21 protein-coding genes and 1 other annotated feature are annotated in these 23,138 nt (G+C 44.0%); of the genes, 6 read left to right on the top strand and 15 right to left on the bottom strand.

The window, feature by feature from the left end; all coding sequences use genetic code 11:
• Positions 1 to 78: 78 nt before the first annotated feature.
• Positions 79 to 1,164 (bottom strand): RNA-guided endonuclease TnpB family protein, encoded by a 1,086-nt coding sequence (locus ACHZES_RS05060; RefSeq protein WP_404820331.1) that lies wholly within the window; start codon positions 1,162 to 1,164, stop codon positions 79 to 81.
• The gene (tnpA, locus tag ACHZES_RS05065) at positions 1,157 to 1,561 is read right to left on the bottom strand and encodes an IS200/IS605 family transposase (RefSeq protein ID WP_404820332.1); all 405 of its coding nucleotides are present in this window, start codon (positions 1,559 to 1,561) and stop codon (positions 1,157 to 1,159) included. Before tnpA ends, ACHZES_RS05060 begins: the two co-directional genes overlap by 8 nt.
• Before the next feature lie 456 nt (positions 1,562 to 2,017).
• Between tnpA and ACHZES_RS05070 the strand changes: the two genes are divergently transcribed.
• From ACHZES_RS05070 to ACHZES_RS05085, 4 genes are all read left to right on the top strand, one after another.
• Positions 2,018 to 2,731 (top strand): GNAT family N-acetyltransferase, encoded by a 714-nt coding sequence (locus tag ACHZES_RS05070; protein ID WP_404820333.1) that lies wholly within the window; start codon positions 2,018 to 2,020, stop codon positions 2,729 to 2,731.
• 169 nt (positions 2,732 to 2,900) lie between these two features.
• Positions 2,901 to 3,146, top strand: a binding site (T-box leader).
• A gap of 93 nt (positions 3,147 to 3,239) precedes the next feature.
• On the top strand, positions 3,240 to 4,259 hold the full coding sequence (locus ACHZES_RS05075) for an ABC transporter substrate-binding protein (RefSeq protein ID WP_038282495.1): 1,020 nt from the start codon (positions 3,240 to 3,242) through the stop codon (positions 4,257 to 4,259).
• Between the two features lie 37 nt (positions 4,260 to 4,296).
• On the top strand, positions 4,297 to 5,181 hold the full coding sequence (locus ACHZES_RS05080; RefSeq protein ID WP_395548893.1) for an ABC transporter permease: 885 nt from the start codon (positions 4,297 to 4,299) through the stop codon (positions 5,179 to 5,181).
• Entirely contained in the window at positions 5,174 to 5,947 is a 774-nt protein-coding gene (locus tag ACHZES_RS05085; RefSeq protein WP_154524512.1) for an ABC transporter ATP-binding protein, read from the top strand. The genes ACHZES_RS05080 and ACHZES_RS05085 overlap by 8 nt, the downstream gene beginning before the upstream one ends.
• Before the next feature lie 72 nt (positions 5,948 to 6,019).
• Here ACHZES_RS05085 and ACHZES_RS05090 read toward each other — a convergent pair whose 3' ends face one another.
• The 9 genes from ACHZES_RS05090 to ACHZES_RS05130 all read right to left on the bottom strand — a co-directional run bounded on the left by ACHZES_RS05090 (position 6,020) and on the right by ACHZES_RS05130 (position 16,377).
• Positions 6,020 to 7,963: a glycoside hydrolase family 127 protein gene (locus ACHZES_RS05090; protein WP_395548892.1), complete on the bottom strand. Its 1,944-nt coding sequence runs from the start codon at positions 7,961 to 7,963 to the stop codon at positions 6,020 to 6,022.
• A 26-nt stretch (positions 7,964 to 7,989) separates the two neighbouring features.
• Positions 7,990 to 9,039: a LacI family DNA-binding transcriptional regulator gene (locus ACHZES_RS05095; protein WP_038282501.1), complete on the bottom strand. Its 1,050-nt coding sequence runs from the start codon at positions 9,037 to 9,039 to the stop codon at positions 7,990 to 7,992.
• 68 nt (positions 9,040 to 9,107) lie between these two features.
• Positions 9,108 to 9,959, bottom strand: a complete 852-nt coding sequence (locus ACHZES_RS05100; RefSeq protein ID WP_395548891.1) for a carbohydrate ABC transporter permease — start codon at positions 9,957 to 9,959, stop codon at positions 9,108 to 9,110.
• Positions 9,960 to 9,971: 12 nt separating this feature from the next.
• Positions 9,972 to 11,024, bottom strand: a complete 1,053-nt coding sequence (locus ACHZES_RS05105; protein ID WP_395548890.1) for a carbohydrate ABC transporter permease — start codon at positions 11,022 to 11,024, stop codon at positions 9,972 to 9,974.
• Complete coding sequence (locus ACHZES_RS05110; protein ID WP_395548889.1) at positions 10,999 to 12,315, bottom strand: ABC transporter substrate-binding protein; 1,317 nt, start codon at positions 12,313 to 12,315, stop codon at positions 10,999 to 11,001. Before ACHZES_RS05110 ends, ACHZES_RS05105 begins: the two co-directional genes overlap by 26 nt.
• A gap of 367 nt (positions 12,316 to 12,682) precedes the next feature.
• A complete protein-coding gene (locus tag ACHZES_RS05115) occupies positions 12,683 to 13,708 on the bottom strand; it encodes a sugar kinase (RefSeq protein WP_089994822.1) in 1,026 nt (341 codons plus the stop codon).
• Positions 13,709 to 13,775: 67 nt separating this feature from the next.
• Complete coding sequence (locus ACHZES_RS05120) at positions 13,776 to 14,807, bottom strand: sugar kinase (protein WP_038282506.1); 1,032 nt, start codon at positions 14,805 to 14,807, stop codon at positions 13,776 to 13,778.
• Positions 14,808 to 14,855: 48 nt separating this feature from the next.
• Positions 14,856 to 15,506, bottom strand: coding sequence for a bifunctional 2-keto-4-hydroxyglutarate aldolase/2-keto-3-deoxy-6-phosphogluconate aldolase (locus tag ACHZES_RS05125; protein WP_038282820.1), 651 nt, complete (start codon positions 15,504 to 15,506; stop codon positions 14,856 to 14,858).
• A gap of 109 nt (positions 15,507 to 15,615) precedes the next feature.
• The gene (locus tag ACHZES_RS05130) at positions 15,616 to 16,377 is read right to left on the bottom strand and encodes an IclR family transcriptional regulator (protein ID WP_025232601.1); all 762 of its coding nucleotides are present in this window, start codon (positions 16,375 to 16,377) and stop codon (positions 15,616 to 15,618) included.
• A gap of 215 nt (positions 16,378 to 16,592) precedes the next feature.
• Here ACHZES_RS05130 and ACHZES_RS05135 point away from each other — a divergent pair, with 215 nt between their 5' ends.
• Both ACHZES_RS05135 and uxaC read left to right on the top strand, forming a co-directional pair.
• Positions 16,593 to 17,594 carry a LacI family DNA-binding transcriptional regulator gene (locus tag ACHZES_RS05135; protein WP_395548888.1) on the top strand — a complete coding sequence of 334 codons (1,002 nt, stop codon included), beginning with the start codon at positions 16,593 to 16,595 and terminating at the stop codon, positions 17,592 to 17,594.
• 29 nt (positions 17,595 to 17,623) lie between these two features.
• The gene (gene uxaC / locus ACHZES_RS05140) at positions 17,624 to 19,027 is read left to right on the top strand and encodes a glucuronate isomerase (RefSeq protein ID WP_395548887.1); all 1,404 of its coding nucleotides are present in this window, start codon (positions 17,624 to 17,626) and stop codon (positions 19,025 to 19,027) included.
• 93 nt (positions 19,028 to 19,120) lie between these two features.
• On the opposite strand, the gene ACHZES_RS05145 is transcribed toward uxaC, so the two are convergent.
• From ACHZES_RS05145 to ACHZES_RS05160, 4 genes are read right to left on the bottom strand one after another with little or no spacing between them, the layout of a single operon-like run.
• Positions 19,121 to 20,002, bottom strand: a complete 882-nt coding sequence (locus ACHZES_RS05145) for a DMT family transporter (RefSeq protein ID WP_038282517.1) — start codon at positions 20,000 to 20,002, stop codon at positions 19,121 to 19,123.
• Positions 20,003 to 20,044: 42 nt separating this feature from the next.
• Positions 20,045 to 21,349: an ABC transporter substrate-binding protein gene (locus tag ACHZES_RS05150; protein ID WP_395548886.1), complete on the bottom strand. Its 1,305-nt coding sequence runs from the start codon at positions 21,347 to 21,349 to the stop codon at positions 20,045 to 20,047.
• Positions 21,350 to 21,402: 53 nt separating this feature from the next.
• Positions 21,403 to 22,242 (bottom strand): carbohydrate ABC transporter permease, encoded by an 840-nt coding sequence (locus ACHZES_RS05155; protein ID WP_395548885.1) that lies wholly within the window; start codon positions 22,240 to 22,242, stop codon positions 21,403 to 21,405.
• Entirely contained in the window at positions 22,242 to 23,111 is an 870-nt protein-coding gene (locus tag ACHZES_RS05160; RefSeq protein ID WP_051835230.1) for a carbohydrate ABC transporter permease, read from the bottom strand. The genes ACHZES_RS05155 and ACHZES_RS05160 overlap by 1 nt, the downstream gene beginning before the upstream one ends.
• Positions 23,112 to 23,138 lie beyond the last annotated feature (27 nt).

Raw genomic sequence — 23,138 nt, forward strand, 5'->3', positions numbered from 1 at the left:
GGGCTTCTTGCTCAAGTAACCTAACAGTTACAGTATCAACAAGCTATCCCCGTGTGCCCCACGGTTCTTTTTAGCCGTTTATTCCAATACTAATATTCCTTGTTTCTTGATATTTCGTGCAGCATTTACATCTCTGTCACAGACGAAACCACATTCACATTGATACGTGCGTTCCGACAGAGATAATTCTTCTTTTACTTTTCCACAGCAAGAACAGGTTTTACTGCTTGGATACCATTTATCAATTTTTATCAGTTTCTTCCCCTGCTCAGACAGTTTGTAACCTAGTAACGAAGTGAATATTCCCCAGCCGTTATCATGGACGCTCCTTCCGAAATTCAAGTTCTGGGACATTCCCTGCATATTTAAGTCCTCAATACACACCGCATCGTAGACATTGGTTATCTGTCTTGACAGCTTATGTAAAAAGTCTTTTCGTTGATGTGATACCTTTTCATACAATCTGGCTACCCTGATTCGCTGTTTATTACGGTTTTTACTTCCGATCCGGCATTTCGATAACCTTCTCTGTTCCTTTTGTAACTGCTCCATGCTTTGACGATAGTAGCGGGGATATGCTGCAGTCACTCCATCAGAAGAAACAAATAGCTCTTTCATGGAAAAATCCAGTCCTACAACATTTTCTGCCTTTACTGGCTGGATCACTTCTTCGTATTCAAAAAGGACAGAGACAAAATATTTTCCTGTGGGGGTTTTCGATATGGTCGCGGACTTAACGCAAAAGTTTTCTGGTACAGGTCTATGCTGTTTCAACTTTACAAATCCGATTTTTGGAAGTTTGATACGCCCCTCCTCCATACGAATACTGCCTCTTTGATTATTGGTCGTATAACTGTCCTGATGTCGATGTTTGCTTTTGAACTTAGGAAACCCTGATTTTGGAGAACGAAAGAAATTACGATATGCTGCTTGTAAATGGAGCTGAGCATTGGCAAGTGCCAGACTGTCTACTTCTTTCAGCCATGGGAATTCTTCTTTATACTGCGCAGGCGTATTGCTCAGCTTTTTCCCTGTCTCATGATAATAGTCAATTTTATCACCGAGCATTTTATTATAGATAAATCTGACACAGCCAAAGGTCCTGGTCAGTAAATTCATTTGTTCTGCATTAGGATAAAGTCTGAATTTATAAGCTTTATTCACTCTTCTCACCCTGGCTTTCGATATACTGCTTAAGGACAGTTAAGGGAGCTCCACCAGCGGTTATCAGACAAAAGCTTTGACTCCAGAAATATTCGTTCCACAATTTCTGACGAATTTCCGGAAACTCTTTCTTAATCAGTCGGCTGCTGGCACTTTTATAAGCATTGATGAACTTACTGATTTCAGTTTTAGGATGGGCACGAAATAAAATGTGGATATGGTCAGCATCATAATTCCATTCCATGAGTGTTATATGGTAGTTCGGTGCGATGTACTCAAAAATCTCCTTCGCACGAGATGATATAAGGTTATCAAAAACCCTACGCCTATATTTTACTACTAATATCAAATGATAATGCAGTAGAAATACCGAATGAGCATTATTATCTAAAACCATAGTATCACCAGCCTTTTATTCTATTCGACTGATTATATTATATCACAAAAATTGATTTGTAGCAAGAGATTATAGCGATTCATCCCACCACCTTAGAGGTGGGGGAATTCTCGCTAATATATGTTAAAATATACCCCCACATACCCATTAATTTGTCTCTTATTGTCCTCACCTAATCCTTATAATTTGTTGAATACACAAAGGTTTCTATATCTTCCAGGGACTTAAAGAAATAAATGATCCCATCTTTGTATCCGCCCAGACAAATAGACAAGGCTATTTTACTCTCATTTTCGAGAAGTAAAATTCCGCTGTAAGCAAAAAAAAGAAATGTATGGATGGATGTTAATTAATATAGTATAATTTTTCGATAACAATGGAAGTTGATATAAAGATAATCTATATTAATTTTCATCAGAAAGTAAGGTGATGATAATGCACAGCAATGTTGCAGCTATGTTTAATGATTGGGACGAAGCTCTAATATGGTCCTGTTTGCAAGGACATATGGGAAATATTATCTTAGATAATGAAAAAAATCCCGCATCTGCTATGATTGAAACCGGTGACTTCTGCTTTTTCGCAGGCCAGCCAAATACAGCCCTGTTTCATGATATAGAAGGAGAAAAACTGCTCATACCGAAAGATGAAACTTGGGAAGCACTGATCGAGAATTATTTTGATGGACGGGTAAACAAAATATTTCGCTATGCAATTAAAAAGGAACCAGATGTTTTCCATGTTGCAAAACTGGCTTCTTTCATTAGTTCCCTGGATGATTGTTATGAGCTTCGAATGATAGACAGGGAAGTATATGAATTAGCTCGAAAGGAAGCATGGTCCGTGGATTTATGTTCTCAGTTTAAAGATTATGCTGACTATCAGCGCCGGGCATTTGGGGTATCAATATTACACAATGGTGAATTAGTGGCAGGCGCTTCCCCCTATGCTGTCTATAATAATGGTATTGAAATAGAGATAGATACCAGACCCGATTATAGAGGCAAGGGACTAGCGACAGTTTGCGGCGCCAAATTGATTCTTGAATGCCTGGCACGAAATGTATATCCAAGCTGGGACGCCCATGACTTACGTTCTGTTGCTTTAGCGGAAAAACTCGGTTATCACCTTTCCCATCCATATGTGACATATGAACTGACCGGCAGGTAGGCCCACCTCTTGTCTCCATTATAACCCAGGAGAAGTGAAAAAACAACAGTCATGTGCTTAACGAAACCATGCCGCCGCTCCTTTCGGGTGGACAGGCAATTTCTGACTTTTTCTAATTAACAGTTGACAAATCCATACAGACGTATTAATATACTGTTTAAATGAAATAATAAAACCGTTGAAAAAGAAGAGTAAGCTTTCCAGGCAATATTTCAGAGAGCCGCCGTTGGTGCGAGTGCGGTATAAAGCTGATAGCTGAATGGACTTTTGAGGGCGGCCCCGAACCATTGTTTTTTGTAGGGGCTGACGGAAACCACAACCGTTATTTCTCGTGGCATATATGTTAGTATATGAAAAGTGGGCTTTTATAAAGCCAATTTGAGTGGCACCGCGGATTGTATGATTCGTCTCAAGTACGTATTTTTGCGTACTTGGGACTTTTTTTATTTTCAGGATTCCCCTCACTCCCTCGCTCTGTCAACGGAAACCATCTTAAGGAGGAAATATTATGAAAAAATCGATCAAAACCCTGTTACTGGCTGCCCTTGCAGCTGCCGCACTCTCCGGCTGTTCTTCCAAGGCAGCTCCGGAAAAATCATCTTCCAATGACAGCACAGCCTACACCGTCGGCATCGGCCAGTTCGCAGAGCACGGTTCCCTTGATAACTGCCGGGAAGGCTTTTTACAGGGCCTTTCTGAAGAAGGAATTGTGGAAGGGAAAAACTTAACCGTCTTATACGAAAATGCCCAGGCTGACGGAGGCACAGCCAGCCAGATCATAAACAACTTCCTTTCCAAAAAGGCGGATTTGATCTGCGGCATCGCCACCCCAATGGCTCAGGCCGCCTATAGCGGAGCAAAGAAGACCGACGTTCCTGTTATTTTCACAGCAGTTACCGATCCGGTTGCAGCAGCTCTGGCAAAAGAAGATGGAACTCCGGTCGGGGAAATCACCGGAACCAGCGATAAGCTTCCGGTGGAAAAACAGCTGGAAATGATCCGCAAGATTCTTCCGGATGCGAAGACCATCGGCATTCTTTACAGCACCAGCGAAGTGAACTCAGAAGCAGCAATCAAGGAATATAAAGCCGCTGCCGCTTCCTATGGCTTTGAAATCGTAGAAGGCGCTGTGTCCGCAACTGCCGATATCCCTCTGGCAACTGACAGCATTTTAGAAAAGGTTGACTGCTTAAACAATTTAACGGATAACACCGTAGTAAGCTCTCTTCCGCTGATCTTAGATAAAGCCGGAAAGAAAAACATACCGGTATTCGGCAGCGAAGTAGAGCAGGTGAAAATCGGCTGCCTGGCTTCCATGGGTCTTGATTATGTGGACTTAGGCAAGCAGACCGGTATCATGGCTGCAAAAGTATTAAAGGGTGAGGCAAAGGCTAGCGACATGAATTTTGAGGTAATCAAGGAAGCCGCATTCTACGGAAACGCAAAGGTTGCCGAGAATCTCGGGATCAGCCTGCCGTCAGAGCTTACCGGTTCCGCCGCTGAAGTTTTTACAGATATCACCCACTAGAAATCATAACACTGGAAATATTGGAGGAAGTTAAACCATGTCAATCATACTTGGCGTTTTAGAAGAAGGCCTTGTCTATGCCATTATGGCGCTAGGCGTTTACATCACTTATAAGATTCTGGATTTTCCAGATCTTTCCGTTGATGGAACCTTCCCTTTGGGAGGCGCAATTACCGTTACCCTGATCCTGGCCGGAATGAACCCGGCGGCAACGTTATTTATAGCCTTTGCCGTCGGTGCCCTGGCCGGATGCATCACCGGCTTTATCCATGTAAAATTAAAGGTACGGGATCTTCTGTCAGGTATTATTGTCATGACTGCCCTCTATTCTGTGAATCTGCGGATAGCCGGTAAATCCAATGTCCCATTTTTTAATAATGATTCCATCTTTGAAAACAGTTTTGTGAACCGCCTGTTACCTGGGAAGCTTGCCGATATCAGCGTTGTGATCATATTAGCTGTCATCGTGGTGATCGTTAAGATTTTGCTTGACCAGTATCTAAAGACCCGCTCCGGCTATTTGTTAAGAGCTGTGGGTGACAATGAAACACTTGTTACCTCTCTGGCCAAGGATAAAGGCATGGTAAAGATCATCGGTCTCGCCATCGCAAACGGCCTGGCTGCTCTGGCCGGTTCCGTATACTGCCAGCAAAAAGGGTTTTTTGAAATCAGTATGGGAACCGGTACCATTGTTATCGGCCTTGCCAATGTAATCATTGGTACAAAGCTGTTTAAACGGTTTGGATTTGTGAAATCCACCACCGCAGTCATTATTGGCTCTATCATTTACAAAGCCTGCGTATCCTTTGCCATTTATCTGGGAATGGAAGCATCGGACTTAAAACTGATCACATCAGTGCTGTTCCTGGCTATTCTGGTGATCAGCAACGGCAGGGAAAAGAAGGTGAAACAACATGCTTGAACTTCAAAACATTAATAAATATTACAACCAGGGAACCGTCAATGAGATGTGCCTGTTCCAGAACTTTCATCTCACCATTAAAGATCAGCAGTTCGTATCTGTGGTAGGGAGCAACGGCTCCGGTAAGACTTCCCTTTTAAACATCATCTGCGGAAGCATTCCTTTGGACAGCGGTTCCATCCTGGTGGGCGGCGCCGACATCACCAACATGCCGGAATTTAAGCGCCAGCGCCGGATTGGAAGAGTCTACCAGAACCCGGCTATGGGCACCTGCCCCAATATGACAATCCTGGAAAATATGGCTCTGGCTGATACCAAGGGAAAGCCCTTTAATCTTCTTCCCGGTACTAATAAGCAGCGGATATCCTATTATAAGGAACAGCTTCGCTTCCTGGGCCTTGGCTTAGAGGATAAGCTGCATGTAAAGGTGGGCGTTCTTTCCGGCGGTCAGAGGCAGGCTATGGCTCTTCTTATGTCCACCATGACTCCCATTGAATTCCTGATCTTAGATGAACACACTGCTGCCCTGGATCCAAAGACAGCCGAGAACATCATGGAGCTGACAGACCGGATTGTAAAGGAAAAGCATTTGACCACCATTATGGTCACTCATAACCTTCGGTATGCCGTAGAATATGGAAACCGTCTGCTGATGATGCATCAGGGAAATGCCATCATTGACACGGAAGGGGACGAAAAGTCCAGTATGGATGTGGAACACATTTTAGAGAAATTCAATGAGATCAGCATTGAATGCGGAAATTAGATAATTATAATGATTTCAATCAAAGAAAATCCGGCCAGTACCTCGCCGGATTTTCTTTTTAATTGCCTGTTTTTACTTTTCACGCATCCATACAATCATTTCACCCTTGCCCCGGTTATTCCAACAGCAATAGGGAATCGCCTTAAACGTATCTTTTATGTATGAGGGTCTCTCTTCCTCATATAGGGTATCTCCTACTCTGGAATAATCAATGCGCATGCCTTCCAGTCCGGCGCACATGGTTCCGCCAAGCAATGATTCGTCAAATTCTTCTTTCGGCGGCACCGAACTGTCCATGATATCTGATGCCAGATACTTGCCGTTATCCGCTTCCTCAAGGCAATACACCATTGGCCCTTTCATCAGGCAGACCTTACCGATGTTATCACGTACCCTGGGGTTACATCTTACAAAACGGAAAGAAACATCAAAAACCACTGTGATCTTATCTCCTGCCTTCCATTTACGAGTTAGATACAGGTATCCTTTTTCCAGGCACACAGCTTCCTTAATACCATTTACACTTAGCTCCGCTTTGCCTGAGTAGGACGGTTTCCTGATTCCTACGGTAAACTCCTGTCCGTCCATTTCCGGAGTGATTTCCAATGTCACATCGCCTTTTACCGGATAATCAGAACTGAGTATAAGCTCCACATGGCCGGAGGACAAGTCGGTTTCAATCCTGCTGCCGACAAATAAGTTCACATAAACCGTATTCTGCTCTGAAGCATACACAAAATTGCCAAGGGAAGCAAGGGTTCTGGCAATATTAGGCGGACAGCAGGCCACGCCAAACCAAAGCTGTCTTGTGGTTTTTACATGGCGGTAAGTCGGATTTTTCTCTGCAATCTCAGGAACCACCTCCAAAGGATTGACATAAAAGAAATGTTTCCCGTCTAAGGCGATCCCCGCCAAAAGGGTGTTGTATAATGCCTTTTCTACTATATCGGTATATTTTCCATCCCTTGTGATCTGGAACATCCGGTTGGAAAACATGGCAAGCCCTACTGTGGCACAGGATTCAGAATAATTTGAATTGTTGGGCAGGTCGTAATCCGTGGTAAATCGTTCCCCATAGGATGCAGAACCAATGCTTCCGGTGATATACATCCTTTTTTCCACAATATTGTTCCACAGAATTTCGCACTGTTTTAACAGTTCTTTATCCTGATATTCATAAGCCAAATCAGCCATGGCGCTGTATAAGTAAACCGCCCGCACCGCATGCCCTTCCGCTGTTTCCTGTTCTTTCAAAGGCATATGGGACTGGTTATAATCCAGGTCAAAATCTTTAAATTCAGGAAAAATGAAATTCTGATTCTTTACACAGTCTTCGTTTAAAAAATAACAAGGTCTTTCCCCTCTGGTTTGTACAAAAAAATCAGCCAGTTCCAGATATTTTGTCATTTTGGTGACCCGGTAAAGCTTTACAAGGGCCAACTCCACTTCCGGGTGTCCCGGATAGCCGTGGATTTTTCCCTCTTCCTTTCCAAACACCGTACACATGTAATCGGCAAACTTACAAACCACATGAAGAAATTTATTCTTTCCCGTTGCTTCATAATAAGCCACTGCCGCTTCGATCATATGCCCTGCGGTATAAAGCTCGTGGCCTTCCAATAAGTCAGACCACCGTTTTTCTCCTGTAATTGTATAATACGTATTCAAATATCCATCTTCACACTGGGCTCTGGCAATTAAATCGATGGCGATGTCGGCAGCGGCTTCCAGTTTTGGATTCCTTTTTTTAGCGAGGGAATAGGCGGCAGCTTCCAGCCATTTGGCAACATCCGTATCCTGAAATACCATGCCCTTGTGATCTCCTTTTTCATCGCCGCAGGCAATCCGGAAATTTCTGATACAATAGCTTTTTTCGGCTCCTTCTACTTGATCATTGATCAGCTCCCATTGAAAGGGTAATATTACATGATCCACCAGATCAATATATCTGTTCCAGAATGGATCATTAATTATAATGCTTTTTAAATCCACTGTTGTCAACTTACCACCATCCATATCGTTTCCTCACTCAGCAATTAGTTTTATTCATAAACCGCAGTTTCGTTCCGTTTCTTTACCGACTCTCCTTCTATCAGAGCGCAGGGCAAGGTGATGTTTACATCTCCCACGCTGGTTCCATGAATGCTTTCAAGTAAGAGCTCCATGGAACGGTATCCCATTTCCTGGAGAGGCCTTTCCACTGTGGTGATTCTTGGAGTCACATACTGGACAATATCTCCGTTATCAAATCCCGTTACTGAAATATCGTCTGGAATTTTAAGTCCAAGCTCTCTGGCAGCGTCATAAACACCCACTGCCATATCGTCGTTCATTGCTACAATCGCAGTCGGAAAGTCTTTTTTATTAAGTATCTTTCTGGCTGCTTCCTTTCCTTCCCGGTACTTCCAGTTTCCGCATACAACGTTCTCGGGCTTTAATTCTATCCCCGCCTCGTCTAAGGCTCTCTGAAAGCCTTTAAACCTAAGAGCAGCAGGTTCCGATCCTTTAAGCCCGTTAATCACACCAAACTCCTTATGTCCATTGCTTATAAGCATCTGTGTCATCTGGTAAACCGTTTTTTCGTTACTATAGCGGATTGAAGATCCTTCCCCATCCGTGTAACAGTAACAATATACCACCGGTTTTTTTATATCATGAAGTACATGGTTTATTTTGCGGTCATGCATGCCCACATAAATAATGCCATCCACCTGCATTCCAATTAAAACATCTACCGCCTTATCGATGTCCTTTTGAAAATTTGAAATATGTTCAAACTGGGATTCTATTTTGCTAAGAAGCCTTAAATTATTTAAGATGGTATTATATCCTCTTGCTTCTGCTATTTCATTGATCCCATCAATGATATGGGCCGTATGCCAGACAGTAATGTCTTCAACAATCACTCCGATTAAGAACGATTCATTTGTCCGAAGACTTTTCGCCAGGATATTGGACCGGTATCCCGTCTCTTTTATGATCTTTTCTACCCGTTTTCTTGTCTCTTCACTTACCTGAGCCGTATTGTTGAGCACATATGATACCGTTGCTACGGATACACCGGCCATAGAAGCAATTTCTTTTAATGTCATGGTAGTATATACTCCCTCTTTTCATTTTTTCCGTTCTTTACCCATCACTTCATGGCAGCCCATTTCTGCTATCCTTTTAAACCGGAAGTTTTGATCCCCTCAACCAGAAATCTGGAACCAAACAGGTAAAGAAGCATAGGGGGCAGAATCATCAGGGAAGATGCTGCCATAATCGACGGCCAGTTAATGACAAATGCATTACCAGAAGTATACATAAATGTAGTCATTAATGCAATGGTCAGCGTTCTCCACTTGTCGCTGTTAATATAGAACACCGGCTGGGTCAGTTCATTCCACCAGAATACACTGGACAGCACGCCAATCGTGGTAAAGGTGGACTTTGACAGAGGCACCAGCACTTTAAAAAACACGCCCAGCTTGCTGCAGCCATCTATGGTTGCTGCTTCATCCAGTTCCTTAGGGATGGACCGGAAAAACTGCCGGAAAAGAAATACATTATATGGATAAGCAAAAAATGACGGAATGATCATGGGGAGAAGGGAATCCAGCCAGCCGATCTTTCCAAACATAATGTACTGGGGAATAATCAGGGCAATACCCGGAATCATCATTGTACCCACAATCAATGAAAAGATTAAATTCTTCCCGGGAAATTCCATTCTTGCAAGAGGATAGGCTACAAAGGAGGAGGATATTAATGTCCCTAACGTAGTCCCTGCCATTAATAGAACGGTATTTCGTACATATAAATAATAGTTGGAATGAAAAAAGATATAGTTAAAGTTTTCCAGTGTCACATTCTTAGGGATAATATCAGAAGAGGTGGTGAACTCTGTTAAATTTTTAAACCCTCCCGAAAACACCCATATGATCGGAGAAAACATGATAACAGCAACAAGAATCTTAAGAATAAAAATTAGAATCCTGCCTGCCCTTTTCTTTGCTTTTGCTGAATTCATGGCCTCTCCTCCTTAATTTTCGTAATAGACAAGTTTTTTTGATACTGCAAATATGCCGATCCCAAAACCGCAGGCGATCAGAAACAGGACCACCGACAGCGCACAGGCATAGCCTACCTTCATATTGCTGAAAGCTTCCTTATAGATTAAAAGGCTTAAAACCTGGGTCATCCCGTTGGGATCTCCGCTTTCCCCTGTCAATGGATAAAGCAGTGCAAAGGAACCATTTAATGCGCTGATGCAGCCCATAACCGCATTAAACAGCACAATGGGGGAAATCATGGGAAGGGTTATGCCGAAAAACTTCCGGAATGGACTTGCACCGTCAATGTCACACGCTTCATAAAGCTCTCTGGGAACATCATTTAAGCCTGAGCGGAAGATTAACATCATCTGTCCGGTGTTGTATGTAAACAGGGTAATAAAAAATACGGCAAGATAAATGGTGCGTTTATCATACAGCCAGTTCACCATCACATTTTTTGCAGTCAGCTGTGAAATGATGGCATTTAAAAGACCTGCCTCTTTTCCGAAAATGGTACGGAATGTATACGCCAGTGCAACCGTCGGTATAACGGAAGGAAGAAAATAACAGAACTGGAATATGCCGTTTAATTTCTGTTTATAATTTAACAACATAGCAAGAATCACTGCCCAGATCGTAGTAACCACCATCATAACAACCGTAAAAAACAAGGTCACTTTTATGGAATTCCAAAAGGTAGGGCTTTGAACCATATTAACGTAATTTGCAAATCCTACAAAATTTGAAATACCATTTAATTTCCGGTTTGTCAAACTCACTGCAAACATAAAAACAATGGGAAATAAGGTAAAACATATAAATCCTATAAACCATGGGGCGCAAAAAGCATATGCAGTCAGATGGTTCGTAAGCTTCTTTTTATTTATCGGCTTCCTTTTCTCATTTTTCATAGCATTCACGATCCTTTCGCTTAAAGGCACAAATGACCTTTCTTTGCGGCCGCTTCCCTTCCGCTTTCCGTCTGGTCTGCGGCCGCTCCTGTGCCTGGCTGCTTTAATAGCAAATCGTCTCCTTTGCATACTGGGAAGCATTCTTCACCGCATCTTCCGGTGTTTTCTGACCTAATACCGCTGAGTTAAATTCACTGATTGCATTGTTGGTTACACCGGATGGCAAGCATGTATATCCAAATACACCGGCTTTTAAGGAGTCTGTTATGGCATCCCAGTTTTCGATTGTCGTTACGCTCTCCACCTTCCAGGCTCCTTTTTCTGCTATGGATTTGATTGCTGAAGGATTGCCGCTTGCCTTAGAGTTAATGGCCTGACCTTCCTCGCCCATCAGGTATTCAATTACTTTAAACGCGGAATCCTGATTCTTGCTCTTTGCATTAATGCTGTAAAAACCGGTATGTAGCGTGTTATATTTCAATTTATCGGTAGGAATTGAGGCTATATCCCAGTTAAAGGCAAGTCCGCCGCCATAAGTTCCGATATTCCAGCTTCCCTGCCAGCTCATAGCCGCTTTTCCGGCTGCAAAAAGATCTGCAGTATCGGAAGAAGGTTCCGGCATGGTACCGTTTTTAACCATTTGTGCCACATCAGAGACAAAGGAAACAGCTCCGTCGCCGATCACCATCTGACCCTTGGCCGGATCAAAAACCTGATCTCCTGCACCGCCGATCCCTGCCCACCAGGTCTGAGTATTGGGAAGCGTGCTTCCATATACTTCTGTTGTTCCGTCGGCCGCCTTTTTGGTAAGCTTCTCCGCCGCTGCCTTATAATCTGCATAAGACCAGTCATTCGTCGGGTAGGCAATGCCTGCTGCATCAAACATATCCTGGTTGTAATAAAGCAGTTCCGTAGCTGCACACCATGGTAATCCATAGGTACCGCCCAGGCCTTCAGACAGCTTTGCTACCGCATCAATAAACTCATCTGTTTTAATTGTGGATTTGGCCAGATAATCGTCAAGCGGAATGATTCCGCCTACCTGGGCAAAATTTGCAATGTCATTTTCCCAGATCACATAAATATCTACGGAATCATTCCCGGTTGATACCATCTGGTTCAATTTAGAAGAATAATCGCTTTCCGGGATCACTGTCACTTCTACGTCAATACCGGTTGCCTTTCCAGCCTGTAAATACATATTAAGAGCTTCGTCTTTACTTGGCTCATTCCAGACTGCAATGGTTACCTTCTTTCCTGCTTCGGCTGAATCCGTCTTACTGCTTTCCCCTGCCTTGGATTCAGTGCTTCCGGCCGCAGTCCCTTCCGACTTTTGTGTTCCCTTGGCGCCGCAGCCGGCCAATGAACCGCAAACCACAGCTGTTGACAGAAGCAGTGCCAGTAATTTCTTTCTTCCCATAATAAACCCTCCATTAAATTATATTATTTTTTTATTTAAACGTTTAAATAACTTTTTTATTTTTTGGCCGATAGATATAAATATTCATCAGCCAAAAAACATTTATTTAATCGTTTAAATTAATTTCTCAAAAAAATATACACTATAATGTACAACTTTAATATATATCCTTTTTATTTATTTGTCAATATTTTAATTTAAAATTAACCAAATACTTTTTATATCGTCACTTTATATATTTAAAGGTTTAAGTTGTCGCGAAGATTTGTATTTTGCTGCCGCAATTTGTCGATTACCGGTCTGAATATGGAAATGAGGCAGGATCTTAAGGAATCCTGCCTCGTTTGACGGTATTGTGATTTTCACTTTATCTGCTCATCTCACTCTGAGGACCTTTATCATTATGGTCTTTTATAACGGTATTGACCTCGCTCAAGTCAGAAGTAGGAAGATCTCCCGGTATGGTATTCTTTAATGCAGAGGCTGCATTGCCGTACTGGACTGCCTTCATGCAGTCACCTCCGCTGCTTAACAGTCCGTAAAGAGCGCCTGCAATATAAGCATCTCCGCTTCCGATCCGATCGACAACATCAATGTTATGGTAAGGCTCTTCCTCGTAATATTCCTTTCTGGAAGCATCGTAAATCACGGAACCAAAGGTATGGCTCTTGGGACTGTGCACGATCCTTTGTGTAGAAGCCACGACAGATATCGGATACTCTTCCGTAAAGCTTCTCATCATCTCCTTAACGGTTCCTTCCTTCTTAAAGGTCAGTCTTGCCGTCTCTTCTGAACAGAAGAAAATATCCACAAAGGGAAGAATCTGTTCAATGCATGCTCTGGCTTCCTCACCGGTCCAGAGATTGCCCCTGAAATTCACATCAAAGGAAATGATTGTTCCCGTCTCCTTGAATTTCTTGATCATATCAATGGCTGTCTTCCTGGTATTCTCACACAAAGCCAGGGTGATTCCTGTGGTGTGAAAACAGGTAGTTGCCCGATACATCTCCTCTGGGAATGAAGAGGTGCTGATCTGAACAAAAGAACTGTTTTTTCTGTCATAAATGACCTTAGGTTTTCTTGGATATGCTCCGTATTCATAATAATAAAGCCCCAACCTGGCACTTAAACTATTGTCGTAGACAAAATAGTCATCGCTGATACCATAGGAACGGACTTTATTCTTTACAAAATTTCCTATATCGTTAAACGGAAGCTGGGTAACCACTCCAGTATGAAGCCCTAAAAGAGCCGCACCTACGGCAACATTTAATTCTGCACCGCCCACCTGCTTTTGAAAGGAATCTCCCCGCACAAGCCGTTCCACACCTTCCGGAGACAGGCGTAACAAAAGTTCTCCCAGGCTCAGTAAATCAAAAGGTCTGTCACTCATCTTGATCTTTCCTCCATAGTTTTTAAAAGGGGAGCCATTACCAAATGACTCCCCTTCTTCTTATAAATTATCTCTGAACACGACCTGAACCGTCGCCGCCAGCCAAAGTCTCTACGTCTTCTCTGGTTACCAGGTTGAAGTCTCCAGGAATGGTGTGCTTTAATGCGGAGGCAGCAACTGCATACTCCAAAGCGCCCTTAAAGTCCTTACCGTCAACCAGTCCGCAGATCACGCCTGCTGCGAAGGAATCGCCGCCGCCTACACGGTCAACGATAGGGGTAACGCGATATTTCTTAGAGTGATAGAATTCACGGGTTGCGCCATCCATGATGCATGCAGACCAGCCATTATCGGAAGCTGAGAAGCTCTCACGTAAGGAGCTGACCACATATTTGAAGTTAAATTTATCGACCATCTGATTGAAGATGTCTACATAACCCTGTAATTCCAGTTCGCCGGAAGTTACATCGGTATTACCTGGCTTAAAGCCAAGAACCTTTTCTGCATCCTCTTCGTTGCCGATGCATACATCAACGTACTGCATCAGGTTTGTCATGACTTTCTGAGCCTTCTCAGAAGACCATAATTTCTTACGGAAGTTTAAGTCTACGGAAACAGTTACGCCGTTAGCCTTAGCTGCCTTTAAAGCTGCCTCAGTTAATTCTGCTGCTTCATCGCTTACTGCCGGTGTGATTCCTGTGAAATGGAACCAGTCTGCATCCTTAAAAATCTCGTTAAAGTCAAAATTAGCTGCGGTTGCTGTAGCGATGGAGGAATGCGCTCTGTCATATACAACTGCAGATGCTCTCATAGCAGAACCTGTCTCTAAATAGTAGATACCAAGTCTTTCGCCGCATTTTGCAATGTGCTTTGTTCCTACGTTGTATTTTCTTAAAGCAGCTACCGCACACTCACCGATGGGATTCTTAGGAACTGCTGTTACGAACTCAACGTCATGTCCATAGTTTGCTAAGGAAACAGCTACGTTTGCTTCACCGCCGCCGTAGTTTACATCAAACTCATCTGCCTGAATAAATTTCTCATTATTTGGGGTAGATAATCTTAACATGATCTCGCCCATTGTTACAAGTTTTGCCATTTGTGTTCTCTCCTAAAATTCTATTATTAATTTTTATTATTAGTTTTCTTACTTGCGAGCTGCGGCTACTGCCTCAACGAATTCTTTTGCTTTCGCTGTTACTGCTGCGAAATCTCCTGTCTTAGCACCCTTTGTTAAGCTGCTGCCTGTACCAACGGCATAAGCTCCTGCCTTGATCCACTTATCAACGTTGTCAACGTCAACGCCGCCGGATGGCATGAAATCACCCTGAGGAAGAGGTCCTTTAAAGGAGCTGATCGCATCTGGTCCCATGATGTTGCCTGGGAAGATCTTGATCACGTCACAGCCGCACTCCAATGCGGTAATTGCTTCGGTAGGTGTCATGACGCCTGGGAGCATCGGCACTCTGTAACGGTTGCAAAGCTTGATGGTCTCAACATTTAAGCCTGGGCTTACTACGTAATTAGCACCTGCAAGAATTGCTGCTCTTGCTGTCTCCGGATCCAGAACAGTACCTGCTCCAATAACTACATCGTCATTTTTGCTATATTTTTCAGACATTTTTGCGATGAATTCAATTGGATTTCCTTCATCCATGGTCATTGTGATTTCAATAAAATTGATGCCGCCTGCAATGATGGCGTCAACTACCTTTTCGCCCTGCTCAAAGTCTTTTGCACGAACAACAGCGACCAGACAGTCTTTTTTCATCTTTGATAAAACCTGTTCTTTTTTCATCATCCTATTCTCTCCTTCTTCAATTTCGTATATACGAATTAATTTCATATTTACGATTCTTATACTTGAAATATTAATCGTTTCCTTCCATTTTGTCAACAGGTATTCCTTATATTTTTCCAAGAAAGCCTAACAAACGGGAAACCTCCATGCTCTTTTCGGAAACCAGCTTTCCTAAAGCCTCATAATCATTCGAAGGCTTATAAAGACTGGACACGCTGATGGCTCCTAATACATTGCCATCCCGGTCAAAAACCGGAGCTCCCACACACTGCATATGCTCCTCCATCTCCCTGGCATCAAACGCATAGCCTCTTTCCCGAACCTGTTTCAGTTCTTCCAGAAGCTGGCCCTTGTTTCTGATGGTTCTTTCGGTGTACTGGGTGAATTTCAACCGGTTGATCATCTGCTCCCTGGCCTCCTCATCGCTGTAGGCAAGAATTACCTTTCCAAGGGAGGTACAGTACATGGGGTTTTTGGAACCAACGGTAGCTGTGGTAATAATTGGGTTCTCCGGCTCGAACTTACATATGTATACCACATGATGATCCGAGGGGATTCCAAAGAAGACTGTTTTCCCCACTTCCTTTGAAAATGCTTTGAGCACCGGCTCAATGATTCCGATAAAATCCAGATTATTGGTATAATTAATTCCGATGCGGTAGGCCATTAAGCCTATGGTATAATTCTGTTTTTGTCCCCTGGCCACATTCACCATGCCCATCTCGGCAAGGGTTGTCACAATATCGTAAGCGCTGGTCTTTGGCAGATCCAGCTTTTCACATAGGTCATCCAGGGTAGCCCCCTCCGGCGTTCTGGAGATTAATTTTAAGATTTCAACGGTTCTTTGCGTCGTTCTGTTCAGTTTCATGGTTTGGCCTCCATTTCTATGTCTTAGTATACTCCGAAAAACTGGAAAAAAGCAAGATGATTTTCGCATATACGAAACATTTGTAAGCATTTACAAAATAACCGGGTTTTCATCGGATTATTTGCGAAAACAATAAATCAGGGATTGTAATATTTATCATAATTATGTATAATGAACTGGGTATGTAAATACTTACAATTACGGAGGTGATGTTTTTGAATATCTATGATGTTTCCGAACATGCTCACGTATCGATTGCCACCGTTTCCCGCGTCATCAATGGAAATCCCAATGTCAGCGAAAAGACCAGAAAGCGGGTTCTCGACGTCATGAAGGAGCTGGGATACACCCCCAATGTATTCGCCAGAAGCCTGGGGCTAAATACGATGAAGACCATTGGAATCATGTGCGCCGATTCTTCCGACCCATGGTTGGCAGAAGCCATTTATTATCTGGAAAAGGAATTAAGGGGCAACGGCTATGATTCCCTCCTCTGCTGCACCGGCTATCTCCCTGAAACCAAGAAGAAGTATTTGGAGCTTTTGCGTTCCAAACGGGTGGATGCCATCATCCTGACCGGTTCCCATTATATAGAAGCAAAACCAAAGGACAACGCCTATCTTCTGGAGGCAGCAAAGGATCTTCCCATTATGCTGGTCAACGGGCAGCTGGATGGGGAGCAGATCTACAGCACGGTCTGTGACGACCACGCGGCCGTTTACGATGCTGCTTTACGGCTATACCGCTCCGGCCGTTCCTCGGTGCTCTATCTTTATTCCGGTAATTCCTTCAGCAATTTAAACAAGCTTTCCGGCTACCGGGATGCGGTAAGAGATGCCGGTTTTATGGTCAGGGACGAGCTTATGGTGCTCTGTAGCAAGGACTTAGACGCTGCGATGGAACGATTGGATACGATTTCCCGTTCCGGGGTCTATTTTGACGCTGTACTGGCTTCCGAAGATATTCTGGCTGTCGGAGCCGTTAAATATGCAGACAAGGCAGGACTTACGATCCCGAAAGATTTAAGCATCATCGGATACAACAATTCCATTCTTTCTAAGTGCACAACTCCGGAAATAACTTCCGTGGACAATAAAGTGGAATCCATTTGTACCACCACGGTAAACACTTTAATGAAGGTTCTGGAAGAGGGAAACGTACCGGGAAAAACCACCATCACCCCGGAACTGATAAAACGAGGTACTACTAATTTTTAATTTCACATATTCAAGGAGGACTCTCTAACATGAAACAGTTTATGGACAAGGACTTTTTACTGTCTACCGATTCAGCAAAAGTGCTTTATCACACCTATGCAGAAAACATGCCTATCGTAGACTATCACTGCCATATCAATCCACAGGAAATCTATGAAGACCGCAAGTTTGACACCATTACCCAGGTATGGTTAGGCGGCGATCATTACAAATGGCGTCAGATGCGTTCATGCGGCGTGGATGAAAGATACATCACAGGGGATGCTTCCGACCGTGAGAAATTCCAGAAGTGGGCAGAAACCCTGCCAAGGCTGATCGGCAATCCACTCTATCACTGGAGTCACTTAGAGCTTCAGAGATATTTCGGCTTTACCGGCCACTTAAACGGCAATACAGCAGAAGAAGTATGGAATCTGTGCAATAAAAAGCTTCAGGAAGATTCCATGAGCGTCCGCAACTTAATCAGGCAGTCCAATGTTAAGCTGATCTGCACCACCGACGATCCAGCCGATACTCTGGAATGGCATCAGAAAATTGCATCTGATTCAACCTTTGAAGTAAAGGTGCTTCCGGCCTGGAGACCTGACAAGGCCATGAACATAGAAAAACCTGATTTTGCAGCCTATATGACAAAATTATCTGCTGTCAGCGGCGTGGAGATCAAGGATTTCGCTTCCTTAAAGACCGCATTAAAGAACCGCATGGAATATTTCACCAGCCAGGGCTGCGGCGTATCCGATCATGCCCTTGAATATGTTATGTATGCTCCTGCTGATGAAGCAGAGCTTGATACGATCTTTGCAAATGGACTTTCCGGCAAAGCCATTTCAAAGGAAGATGAGTTAAAATATAAGACCGCCTTCATGCTGTTCGCCGCAAAAGAATACAACCGCATGGGCTGGGTGATGCAGCTTCATTACGGCTGTAAGCGTGACAACAATGCCATGGCATTTGAAAACCTGGGACCAGACACAGGTTTTGACTGCATCAACAACTATGCTCCTTCCGCACAGATGGCTGACTTCTTAAATGCGTTAAGCGCAACTGATGAGATCCCAAAAACCATCATTTACTCCTTAAATCCGAATGATAACGCCTCCATCGGCACCATCCTTGGCTGCTTTCAGAGCAAATTCCCAGGAAAGATCCAGCAGGGCTCTGCATGGTGGTTCAACGATCACAAGACCGGCATGACCGAGCAGATGATCTCTCTGGCTAACTTAGGATGCCTTGGAAACTTCATCGGAATGCTTACCGATTCCAGAAGCTTCTTATCTTATACCAGACACGAATACTTCCGCAGAATCCTCTGCGAGTTAGTCGGCGGCTGGGTAGAAAACGGAGAATATCCGGACGACCAGGATTCCTTAAAAGAAATCATTGAGGGAATTTCCTTTAATAATGCAATAAAGTATTTTAATTTCGAAGTTTAATCCCGGAATAAGAATGAAGAAATGCGTATTGATTGAGAGCGTTATAAAGCCCAATCAATACGCATTTTTATGTTCCAACATCTCTTAAGTTGGTTAAGCAGTATCCCTTTCACATCTGGATAAAGGCATGATCTTAATTTCCGATACCAGAACTGCTCCAAGGATCAGGATGCAGCCTGCCACCATTTTTCCGTCAATTTTCTCATGGAGGAGGAGGACAGAAAACAATGTTCCAAAAACCGCCTCCATAGAAAGGATAATGGCGGACCTGGTTTCATCCACATACTGCTGGGATGCAGTCTGAATGAGATAGGTAAGAGTGGTGCTCACCGCTCCCAGATACAGGACGCTTAATATCCCCTCCCTTGTCATAGAGAACTCTCCCCATCCTCCTGTTATAAGGAGATAGAACAGGGAAAAGGCAAAGGCCGTAACCATCTGGAAAAAGATCAGTACCGTCACCCGGTATTTTTCCACGTATTCTCCGGTAAAAAAGATATGCAGGGCAAAGCAAACGGCGCATAACAGTGTCAGCCCATCACCAAGGCCTATGGCGAAATTTTTATCCAGAGACAAAACTCCTGCCCCGGCAATGGCCATAAAGGCTCCAATCACTCCCTGAACGCTCACATGCTTCCGATAGAGGACTCTGGCGATAAAAGGGACAAATACTACATTTGTAGCGGTGAGGAATGCATTCTTAGACGGTGTCGTGTATTTTAGACCTACGATCTGAAGGGCAAAAGCCGCGAACAAATAGACTCCCAAAATAATTCCCGCCCTTATCTCCTGCTTCTTTATACTCTTTAAATGCCTGGCACACAGAGGAAACATAAGTACCGATGCCAGCAAAAACCTGGTGACCAGAATCTGAGCCGGACTTAAGCTGGAAAGGGCAATGTCACTGGCCACAAAGCCTCCTCCCCATATCACCGTCACAATCAAAAGCCCCAGCATGCCAAGATATTTTTTCATTTCTCTTTCTCCTTACACGATGCCATACCGGATGTAAAATTCCTATTTTCCGAATTTGGCCTTCATTTCCTCCTGCAGGCCATCCATGACCGTCTTCGGATCCTGTCCGTCAAGGGTCACTTTGCTCACTGCATTTTTGGATAAGTCAATGGCTTCAGCAAAATTAGCCGTGTAGTTGCACTTTGGTATCTTCTGGCCCACTGCATTGAAAAGATCATAAATCTTCTGGCCTCCGAAAAATTCATCCCCCTCCTTAAACACCTCTGAATCAAGTGCAGGAATATAAGATGGATACAGACCGTATTTGGTAAAGCCCTCTACATTGCCTTCCTTGTCGGTCATGGCAAACTTCACGAATTCCACAGCCGCTTCCTTACTCTTTGCGGACGCTGGAACCGCCAAAACAGAACCGCCGTTGCTGGCCCCGCCTGACTCTTTGTCCTTGTCGAATCTGGGAAGCTCCATTACGCCCCATTTGCCGGACTGATCCGGAGCAGCATCCTTGATGGAACCGGCAAGCCATACTGCCTCCGGCACACAGGCGATCTTACTGCCGCTTAAGGAAGCAATGAAATCATCCCAGCTGTTATCATTTACCGTGATCCCGGCATTATAAATCTTCTGGATCATCTCCATAGCCCGAATGGATTCCGGAGAATTTACATTGGTATTGCCGTTCTCATCAAAGTAAAAGCCTTCCTGTTCCATTAAAAGCATCCGGTAAGTGGTATCCTTTCTCGCCGTTGCCAGAGGCATCATAGCCGTTCCGGTCTTTTCCATAATGGTCTTTCCCGCTTCAATAAAGTCATCCCAGGTCACAATATCTTCTGCCTTTACTCCTGCCTGTTCAAAAATATCAGTCCGGTAGAACATGGCGCAGGGGCCTGCATCCCATGGATAAGCCACAACTTTTCCTCCTGCGGTACATTCAGATATTTTAATATCCAGAAAATCCTCGGCCTTGATATCACCGGTGAAGTCCACAAACTTATCCGGGAACTTTTCTCCGAATTTTGCCATCTGCTCCCCTTCTAAAGATACCACATCCGGAAGTCCGATCCCGGACTGAAGGCAGGTGGTAATCTTACTGTACACCTGGGAAACGCCCATTTCTTCAAAGTTAAATTCTACATCGGGATAAATCTCATTGAATTTTTCCGCTTCTTCCTGAAGATGGGCCAGGGCCACATCCCAGCTCCATACGGTTACGGTACCGGAAAGGGATTTATCCGCCTCTCCCTTTGCTTCACTTCCCCCTTTTGTTACCGGCGCGCCTCCTCCCGAACAGGCCGTAAGGGACAGTGCCATGACCAGTGATAACGCTGTTGCCTTCATCTGTCTTTTCATAAAATCCTCCTTTTCATTCACTTGGAATGTACCTTATATAGTTTTTTCCCCTCTTACTCCTTTACTGCGCCGCCCATAACCCCGGCTACAAACTGTTTCTGGAAAATCAGGAAAATCAAAAGAATGGGCAGTGTTGCTAATGACGTCGCAAGCATGATCACGCCATAATCCTTTCTCCATACGACTCCATCCAGCATGGACAGGGCAACCGGAAAGTTATACATGGACTTGGTCCCCAATATGATCAGCGGCCACATAAAATTATTCCACATGCTCATAAACATATAGATGCCAAGGGCTCCCACCGCCGGCTTCATGTTTGGCAGGACTACCCGGAAAAAGATCCCCATTTCCCCATAACCGTCAATCCGTGCCGCCTCAATGAGGGAAGCCGGAAAGGACAGCATGTTCTGCCTCATGAGGAAGATGCCAAAGGCATTGGCCAGTCCCGGAAGAACCACAGCCTGATATGTATTCGCCCATCCGATCCGGTTCATCAGGGTGAATAAGGGGACATACATGACCTGTCCGGGGATCATCATGGTCATCATGATAAATCCAAACATCAGACCCTTACCCTTAAACTCGTATTTGGAAAGCGCATAGCCTGCCATGGAATGAAACAAGATGGACAGACCCGTGTAGCTTACTGTCATGATCATGGAATTGATAAAAACTCTTCCGATATCCAACTTCTTATTTAAATTCTCAAGGTTCGTGAGGAGGTTGGTCCCAAAGGTCAGCTTCGGAGACACGCTTAAAATCTGGGCATTTGTGTTGGTTGCCGACACAAACATGAAATAAAACGGAAACAAGGAGGCAAAAACTGCTATTGTTAAAAACACATAGGTGACTGCCTTTCTTCCCAAGTTTTTTCCTTTCATTGCGTCCATCAATTTTCCCCTCCCTTCGTCATCTTAAACTGGATTACAGACAGCACGCCGATAATGATGAGCAGAGCATAGCTTAAAGCAGCCGCATATCCGAATTTAAAGAATGCAAAGCCTGTGTTGTACAAATAATGGCCGATGGTAATGGTGGCATTATCCGGCCCTCCCTGGGTCAATATAAAGGATTCGTCAAAAAGCTGGAGGGTGCCAATGGTAGAAGTAATGCTGACAAACAGCATGATCGGCTTCACCATGGGTATGGTAATTCCCATGACCTTCTGCCAAAACGAGGCGCCGTCTATATCCGCTGACTCATAAAGCTCTGTTGGAATACCCTTGATCCCTGCGATCATGATGATGGTGTTATACCCCGTCCACCTCCACGTAATGCCCATGATAATGGAAAACCTGGCTCCCCACACCGTATTGAGCCAGTCTACACCGCGAAAGCCCGCTGCACGCAGCACGTAATTGATAATGCCGTAGTCCGTATTCAAAAGCAGTTTAAACACCATGGCATAGGCCACCAGGGCCGTAATGGATGGAAGAAATACGCCGATCCGGTAGCAGGCACGGAATTTTAAGAAATCCTGCTCCACCAGCACCCCTAAGATCAGAGATAAGATCACCATAACCGGTACCTGAACGATTAAATAGATCACCGTATTCGAAAGAGATTTCCAGAATATAGGATCCTTTAGCATCACGGCATAATTATTTAAGCCAACCAGCGTATACGTTCCTCCCTCAAAGTTAAAAAAGCTGAGCCGGAAGGAATCCGCAATGGGATACGCCATAAATGCCAGAAACAGGATAATCATTGGCGCCAGAAAGAAATATGGCGCATTTCTTTTCGTTATTATACTCTTCATGTTCCTTCTCCTCCAAGCCTGCCGGCT

The organism is Lacrimispora sanguinis (assembly GCF_044987295.1).
Taxonomy (GTDB): domain Bacteria; phylum Bacillota; class Clostridia; order Lachnospirales; family Lachnospiraceae; genus Lacrimispora; species Lacrimispora celerecrescens_B.

Bases quoted from the DNA above. Each gene is read 5' to 3' on its own strand.
- tnpA (WP_404820332.1), bottom strand. From the start codon at position 1,561: ATGGTTTTAGATAATAATGCTCATTCGGTATTTCTACTGCATTATCAT.
- ACHZES_RS05070 (WP_404820333.1), top strand. From the start codon at position 2,018: ATGTTTAATGATTGGGACGAAGCTCTAATATGGTCCTGTTTGCAAGGA.
- ACHZES_RS05075 (WP_038282495.1), top strand. From the start codon at position 3,240: ATGAAAAAATCGATCAAAACCCTGTTACTGGCTGCCCTTGCAGCTGCC.
- ACHZES_RS05080 (WP_395548893.1), top strand. From the start codon at position 4,297: ATGTCAATCATACTTGGCGTTTTAGAAGAAGGCCTTGTCTATGCCATT.
- ACHZES_RS05085 (WP_154524512.1), top strand. From the start codon at position 5,174: ATGCTTGAACTTCAAAACATTAATAAATATTACAACCAGGGAACCGTC.
- ACHZES_RS05090 (WP_395548892.1), bottom strand. From the start codon at position 7,963: ATGGATGGTGGTAAGTTGACAACAGTGGATTTAAAAAGCATTATAATT.
- ACHZES_RS05095 (WP_038282501.1), bottom strand. From the start codon at position 9,039: ATGACATTAAAAGAAATTGCTTCTATGGCCGGTGTATCCGTAGCAACG.
- ACHZES_RS05100 (WP_395548891.1), bottom strand. From the start codon at position 9,959: ATGAATTCAGCAAAAGCAAAGAAAAGGGCAGGCAGGATTCTAATTTTT.
- ACHZES_RS05105 (WP_395548890.1), bottom strand. From the start codon at position 11,024: ATGCAAAGGAGACGATTTGCTATTAAAGCAGCCAGGCACAGGAGCGGC.
- ACHZES_RS05110 (WP_395548889.1), bottom strand. From the start codon at position 12,315: ATGGGAAGAAAGAAATTACTGGCACTGCTTCTGTCAACAGCTGTGGTT.
- ACHZES_RS05115 (WP_089994822.1), bottom strand. From the start codon at position 13,708: ATGAGTGACAGACCTTTTGATTTACTGAGCCTGGGAGAACTTTTGTTA.
- ACHZES_RS05120 (WP_038282506.1), bottom strand. From the start codon at position 14,807: ATGGCAAAACTTGTAACAATGGGCGAGATCATGTTAAGATTATCTACC.
- ACHZES_RS05125 (WP_038282820.1), bottom strand. From the start codon at position 15,506: ATGAAAAAAGAACAGGTTTTATCAAAGATGAAAAAAGACTGTCTGGTC.
- ACHZES_RS05130 (WP_025232601.1), bottom strand. From the start codon at position 16,377: ATGAAACTGAACAGAACGACGCAAAGAACCGTTGAAATCTTAAAATTA.
- uxaC (WP_395548887.1), top strand. From the start codon at position 17,624: ATGAAACAGTTTATGGACAAGGACTTTTTACTGTCTACCGATTCAGCA.
- ACHZES_RS05145 (WP_038282517.1), bottom strand. From the start codon at position 20,002: ATGAAAAAATATCTTGGCATGCTGGGGCTTTTGATTGTGACGGTGATA.
- ACHZES_RS05150 (WP_395548886.1), bottom strand. From the start codon at position 21,349: ATGAAAAGACAGATGAAGGCAACAGCGTTATCACTGGTCATGGCACTG.
- ACHZES_RS05155 (WP_395548885.1), bottom strand. From the start codon at position 22,242: ATGGACGCAATGAAAGGAAAAAACTTGGGAAGAAAGGCAGTCACCTAT.
- ACHZES_RS05160 (WP_051835230.1), bottom strand. From the start codon at position 23,111: ATGAAGAGTATAATAACGAAAAGAAATGCGCCATATTTCTTTCTGGCG.